Here is a 3,979-nt window from a genome sequence, read left to right as displayed (position 1 = left end):
CGACGGCGAGCGCGAGGACGGGGAGGCGGTTCCACCACAGGCCCGCGGGGGCGAAGAGAGACCACGCGGCGGCGACCGCGCCGAGCGCGAGCAGGAGGAGCCCGCAGCCATCCTCGCGGAGCGCGCGCCGCGACCCCCACGCCTGGGCGAGGCAGGCGAGGACCCAGGCTGCGAGGTCGAGTCGACGAGGGAGGTGCGGGCCCGCGCGGTCGAGGACCGAGCAGAGGAGGAGCGCCGCGGAGAGCGGCGCGTGGGAGGGGGCGTGCCGCGAGGCGATCGCGGCGAGGAGGGCGGCGACGACGGTGAGCACCGGGGAGGGATGCTACCCCACGTCGCCCGAGCGACCCTCCGCGTTGACGTGGGCGACGTCGTTCCCGTCGCAGGACTCCATGAGTGCATCCACCGCCACCATGTCATCCCTGGCCAAGCGCATGACCGTCTCCAGAGGTACTGACACATAGATGGGGTTCGCGTTGTGGAAATCGGCACAATCGTGAACGGAGTGACTTCCATTCGAGCCTCCATTCTACCCCTTGTCGTACCTCTTCCCCGCCCCGAGACGACGGCGCGCCTCCGCCTTGGAGACTCCGACCCCCTCATACGCTTCCACTCGCGCTCGCGGGCGCCCCTCGCGCCGACCACCACCCGCCGAATCCACCCCTCCTCCCGCAGCTTGTCCCGCCACCCCCAGACCGCCGCGTTCCAGCCGCGCTCGCGGATGTCCCGATCGAGCTTGGCGACGACGATCTGTCGATTCTCGTCGTGGACCGCGGACAGACACGCCTCCGTATGGACGACGCCGACGGCCCGCAAATCATCGTCCACGGACGCGAACCACTCCCGCCACCTCTCGGGTATGCCCCGCTCCCCGCGAACGGCGTCCAGCTCCTCCTCGCTCTTGCACACGCAGCAGGACACCATGCAGACCTGCCGCAGCTCGCAGCGCATGGACATCATCGCGGGCCCGCCGCGACGAGGATCTCCCCTACCGCGGCCCTCCCGCTCCCCTTCGAGCTCACCCTCTCCGGTCGCATGACCGACTCCAGGTGAACCCCCTCCCACAGGTCCCCGCCCTCCTCCCGGAGGAGCTCCCGGGCCCGCGGCGTGTCGGCCTGGCTCATCACCACCCGCGCTCCCCGCCGCGCGAGGTCCCAGAACACCCTCGTCACCCGCCGGTCGTCGTCCTCCGACCAGGCGCGCCCCGTGTACGCGGTGAACGTGGCGGACCGCTTCTCGGTACGGGGGGCATGCGGCGGGTCGAGGTAAACGGCGTCGCCGGGGCCGGCGCCCTTGACGCACTCCTCGAAGTCGAGGGCCTGGACGTCCACGCCGCGGAGGGCGACCGAGGCTTTTCGCAGCTCGGAGGGCTCGAAGATCGAGGGGTTCTTGTAGGCGCCGTGGGGCGTGTTGAGCTCGCCCCGGCGGTTGTACCGCATGAGGCCGTTGTAGCCCGTCTTGTTCAGGAAGAGGAAGCGGGCGGCCTGGCGGACAACTTCGTGAGTCGTTCGATTCACTCGATCCCTGTTGTCGTTGAACACGTAGCGAACGGCGGTGTAATACCGCTCCCGCTTCTCCGAAGTATAGTACCCTCGATACTCATCTCGGAGATCATGTAGGTCTCTGATCAGAGGTTCGACCCTATCCCGGAGGACCTCATAGAACTCGACGAGTCCCGGGGAGAGGTCGGCCACGCGGGCGCGGCTCTCCCGCACGTACTGCCGCCCCGGCTCCGCAAACATCGGAAGCTGCTCCGGGCGCATCGAGAAGAAGATCGCGCCGCCCCCAAAGAACGGCTCGTAGTACTCACCGCTGATCTGCGGAGGGAGGAGAGCGCGAACGCGGTCCGCGACCCACCGCTTGCCGCCGACCCACTTGAGGGGCGGGGTGACGCCGATCTGCTCGCTCATGGTCGCCTGTCCTCCGATACCGTTAATGCCGTGAGTGACGTCGAGGTTCATGCCGCGGGGCTCCGCTCGGCCGCGAGTCGCTCCGTCTCCTCCGCGAGGGTACGCTGAAAGAGCGGCCAGAGACGGTTGTCGTGGAGTCCGAGGTGAACGACGGCGACGCCCCACGCCGTCGAATCGAAGGTCGACTCCGACGGGCAGAAGGCGGTGTGATACTGACCGACGTATTCGACCGCGGACTGTCGGGCTCGGGTCACCACCAGCTCCTCAATCACCCCGTCGGGGTCGAGGAGGTGGTCGGCGCAGAGCGCCCAGAGGCTCTCGTACTCGACATCCGCCACCCCGAGTCGGGGGTCATACGTCGCGACAGCCTTCCCCCACTCGACCCTGACCTCCGTCGGAAGAACCGGGGCCCCCACGAACCCCGCGCCCCACCTGTTCGACACCTTGATTCTCGTCTCCATCACACCCTCCTCAGCCTGCACACGAACCTCGCGGGCAGCCGATACCGTCCGCCGTCCGCGCCGTCCACGACCACCTCGTCCCCCTCTCGCTGCACCACCTCACCCCAGCTCGTGGCCGTCGCCTCCGCGGGCTTGCACGGCCGAAGCTCGCCGCCCTCGCCGACCACTACGCCGAACACGGCGCGCATCACGTCGCCCCCTTCGCGGGCAGGGGCTTCCGCGCGCCGGGGAGGGAAGGGCCGAGGTGGATCCCCTTCCCTGCCCGAAAGCCGCGGGCCCTGGCGTCCTTGTCCGGTCGAGGGTCCCGGGGCGGCGTCTTCCTCACCGCCTCCTGCTCCTTGAACCAGAGCTCCGCGTCGTCGGCGCGGAGGTCGAGGTCTGCCGCCGGTCCTCGTCGACTCCGCTCCGCAGCGCGGGCGGTCTCCCGCAGGCCCCGCAGGATCGCCGACACCGCCCCGCGGCGGAAGGCCGCCTTCGCGACGGGACCCCGCTCCACGGCCGAGAGCCGAACGATCTCCGCGTGCGCGAACGCGAACATGTACCGCACGATCTCGACGTCGGAGGGCCTGCCGACGATGACGTACTGCGAGCGGTAGACGGCCCTCGCCGGTCGAGCGGACTCCTGATTCTGCTTGAACCTATTGACAAACGTGTAGCACCCGTAGTGCTTCGAGAGACCGGACACGAGGACCTCCATCCACAGCTCGGTGCGAGATCCGACCCAGAGTGGGTCCGGCGAATCCGTAATGGGCTCAGAACAAGTCGGGTCGGCGCGCTCGATCGTGGCCGTGTCAAGCCTGTACTTCGCGATGATCTCCTCAGCCCGCCGCGTCGCCGCACTAGCCTCCTCGACCGAAGTCGTGCGCCCCGCAAGCGCGAGCAGCTTCTTCACCTTTTCGATGATCGCCTTCGTATCGTCCGTCATCTGTCACCCGTCGAACCAAAAGAGCTGAGGGACGCCCACCGCTCTGCAAACTTCTTCCGTCGCCGGTCCCTCCTGTACGCGGCGAGCATGTCACCTCGCAGTCCGGCGTACAGCGGGAATCCCCGGCGAAGCAGCTCCGAAATGTCCTCCGCAGTAGGGACCCCGAGAACCGCACGATGCCTCCAGTTAGAAACGCTGAGATTGACATGGAGCTCGGCAAGTTCGCGCGCGAACATAATGATTCCATTCGACACCGTACCGAAGTCGAGCGCGATCGACCTCGCCAATCGATCGCGCTCCCTCCGCCGCTGCCTCGCAAGTTGTCGACGCCTCCGGTGCACGACACTACCCATGCCCGATCACCCCCTCCGCCCGTTCGAGGTCCTCACCCCGCTCGATCCTCGCCGCGAGCTGCTCGTGGACGTCGGCCAGGTTCACCCACCCGTCCCGGCGGAGCTTCGCCCCGAGCTCGCGGACCCAGGCCGCGATCGACGCGCGGTCGTCCGGGGATACCTCGGCGGGGCCTTGGACCGCGTGGGCGAGATCGGTCGAGGCCTGGATAATGCTCACGTCGTCTCCTCCTTCCCGTCCGCGCGCCATCGCGGAGCGGCGGGGTGGAGCTGGCGAACCAAGTCCGCACACCAACGACTGTCTCTTATACACATCTCCGAGCCCACGAGACAGCG

General features: G+C 68.3%; 7 protein-coding genes. All 7 read right to left on the bottom strand.

The features are described 5' to 3' along the window. Window positions 1–310 (bottom strand): hypothetical protein (locus tag QUS11_09375; protein ID MDM7993512.1); only part of this gene is annotated, 310 nt, incomplete at its 3' end. 12 nt (window positions 311–322) lie between these two features. Continuing rightward, a complete protein-coding gene (locus QUS11_09370) occupies window positions 323–457 on the bottom strand; it encodes a hypothetical protein (protein MDM7993511.1) in 135 nt (44 codons plus the stop codon). Between the two features lie 496 nt (window positions 458–953). Beyond that, window positions 954–1,958 (bottom strand): Dam family site-specific DNA-(adenine-N6)-methyltransferase, encoded by a 1,005-nt coding sequence (locus tag QUS11_09365; protein MDM7993510.1) that lies wholly within the window; start codon window positions 1,956–1,958, stop codon window positions 954–956. Continuing rightward, entirely contained in the window at window positions 1,955–2,368 is a 414-nt protein-coding gene (locus tag QUS11_09360) for a hypothetical protein (GenBank protein MDM7993509.1), read from the bottom strand. The genes QUS11_09365 and QUS11_09360 overlap by 4 nt, the downstream gene beginning before the upstream one ends. Next, window positions 2,368–2,556 (bottom strand): hypothetical protein, encoded by a 189-nt coding sequence (locus QUS11_09355; protein MDM7993508.1) that lies wholly within the window; start codon window positions 2,554–2,556, stop codon window positions 2,368–2,370. Before QUS11_09355 ends, QUS11_09360 begins: the two co-directional genes overlap by 1 nt. Continuing rightward, window positions 2,556–3,293: a DUF2786 domain-containing protein gene (locus QUS11_09350; protein ID MDM7993507.1), complete on the bottom strand. Its 738-nt coding sequence runs from the start codon at window positions 3,291–3,293 to the stop codon at window positions 2,556–2,558. Before QUS11_09350 ends, QUS11_09355 begins: the two co-directional genes overlap by 1 nt. A gap of 345 nt (window positions 3,294–3,638) precedes the next feature. Next, window positions 3,639–3,863 carry a hypothetical protein gene (locus QUS11_09345; GenBank protein ID MDM7993506.1) on the bottom strand — a complete coding sequence of 75 codons (225 nt, stop codon included), beginning with the start codon at window positions 3,861–3,863 and terminating at the stop codon, window positions 3,639–3,641. Window positions 3,864–3,979: the final 116 nt, after the last annotated feature.

This window comes from Candidatus Fermentibacter sp. (genome assembly GCA_030373045.1).
Taxonomy (GTDB): domain Bacteria; phylum Fermentibacterota; class Fermentibacteria; order Fermentibacterales; family Fermentibacteraceae; genus Fermentibacter.
This window is presented reverse-complemented; position numbering and strand designations above follow the sequence as displayed.

What these genes read in the sequence shown, in the direction of transcription:
- QUS11_09360 (MDM7993509.1), bottom strand. Translation starts at nt 2,368, where the DNA reads ATGGAGACGAGAATCAAGGTGTCGAACAGGTGGGGCGCGGGGTTCGTG.
- QUS11_09350 (MDM7993507.1), bottom strand. Translation starts at nt 3,293, where the DNA reads ATGACGGACGATACGAAGGCGATCATCGAAAAGGTGAAGAAGCTGCTC.
- QUS11_09355 (MDM7993508.1), bottom strand. Translation starts at nt 2,556, where the DNA reads ATGCGCGCCGTGTTCGGCGTAGTGGTCGGCGAGGGCGGCGAGCTTCGG.
- QUS11_09365 (MDM7993510.1), bottom strand. Translation starts at nt 1,958, where the DNA reads ATGAACCTCGACGTCACTCACGGCATTAACGGTATCGGAGGACAGGCG.